The organism is Streptomyces anandii JCM 4720, from assembly GCF_014650655.1.
GTDB lineage: Bacteria > Actinomycetota > Actinomycetes > Streptomycetales > Streptomycetaceae > Streptomyces > Streptomyces anandii.
Genome location: NZ_BMVJ01000040.1, coordinates 8,857 through 10,085, shown reverse-complemented (window position 1 = coordinate 10,085; position 1,229 = coordinate 8,857). Strand labels below are relative to the sequence as shown.

The window sequence follows — 1,229 nt, the reverse complement described above, 5'->3', positions numbered from 1 at the left end:
CCGAGTGCTTACGCGTGGAGGCCGCCCCGCTGCTGCTCGGCTCGTACTCCGACGAGGTCGGCCGCGCCCTGTTCGGGGCCAGCGCCGAACTGACCCGGCTGGCCGGCTGGATGGCCTTCGACACCGGTCAGCAGGAGGCCGCCCAGCGGTACTACATCCAGGCCCTGCGCCTGGCCCGCGCGGCCGCGGACGTCCCCCTCGGCGGGTACGTGCTCGCGTCCATGTCCCTCCAGGCCACGTACCGGGGCTTCGGCGACGAGGGCGTCGACCTCGCGCAGGCCGCCCTGGAGCGCAACCGCGGCCTGGCCACGGCGCGCACCATGAGCTTCTTCCGTCTCGTCGAGGCACGCGCGCACGCGCGCGCGGGTGACGCCCAGGCGGCCGGCGCGGCCCTGAAGGCCGCCGAGGGCTGGCTGGAGCGCTCCCGCGAGGGCGACAACGACCCGACGTGGCTGGGCTTCTACGGCTACGACCGGTTCGCCGCCGACGCCGCCGAGTGCTACCGCGACCTGAAGGCCCCGCGCCAGGTCCGCCGCTTCACCGAGCAGGCGCTGTCCAAGCCCACGGAGGAGTTCGTGCGCTCGCACGGCCTACGGCTGGTGGTCTCGGCGGTAGCGGAGCTGGAGTCGGGCAACCTGGACGCGGCCTGCGAGCAGGGCGTGCGCGCGGTGGAGGTCGCCGGCCGCATCTCCTCGGCCCGCACCACGGAGTACGTCAAGGACCTGCTGCACCGGCTGGAGCCCTACGGCGACGAGCCGCGCGTGGTGGAGCTGCGGGAGCGGGCCCGGCCGCTCCTGATGGCCCCGGCCTGATCCGGTGGCGGTCGCGCGCGCCCGCCGAACGGGACAAAAGGATCCCCGCCCGGCCCCCGCCGGGCGCGGGCACCTCTGGCCGGCCTGCCGGTTTGAAGGCATTGTCAGTGGCGCAGTGCACTATCGAAGCCGGGAGGTGGAGCAGGTGCGGCCGAAGATCGCATACGACTGCGACGTGCTGGTGATCGGTGGCGGGATCGTCGGTCTGTCGACGGCGTACGCGATCACACGCGCCGCGCCGGGCACACGCGTGAGCGTCCTGGAGAAGGAGCCGGGCCCCGCCCGGCACCAGACGGGCCGCAACAGCGGGGTGATCCACAGCGGTATCTACTACCGCCCCGGCTCCCTGAAGGCGCGGTACGCGGTGCGGGGCGCCGCCGAGATGGTCAAGTTCTGCGCGGAGTACGGCATCGCGCA

1 protein-coding gene and 1 pseudogene are annotated in these 1,229 nt (G+C 73.8%); both read left to right on the top strand.

What is annotated here, in order from left to right; translation table 11 throughout:
* Positions 1-812: pseudogene (locus IE249_RS39505) on the top strand (NsdA family TPR-like regulatory protein); the annotation flags it as partial.
* Positions 813-948: 136 nt separating this feature from the next.
* Positions 949-1,229: FAD-dependent oxidoreductase (locus tag IE249_RS39500; RefSeq protein WP_373304538.1), on the top strand; the 281-nt coding region annotated here is incomplete at its 3' end.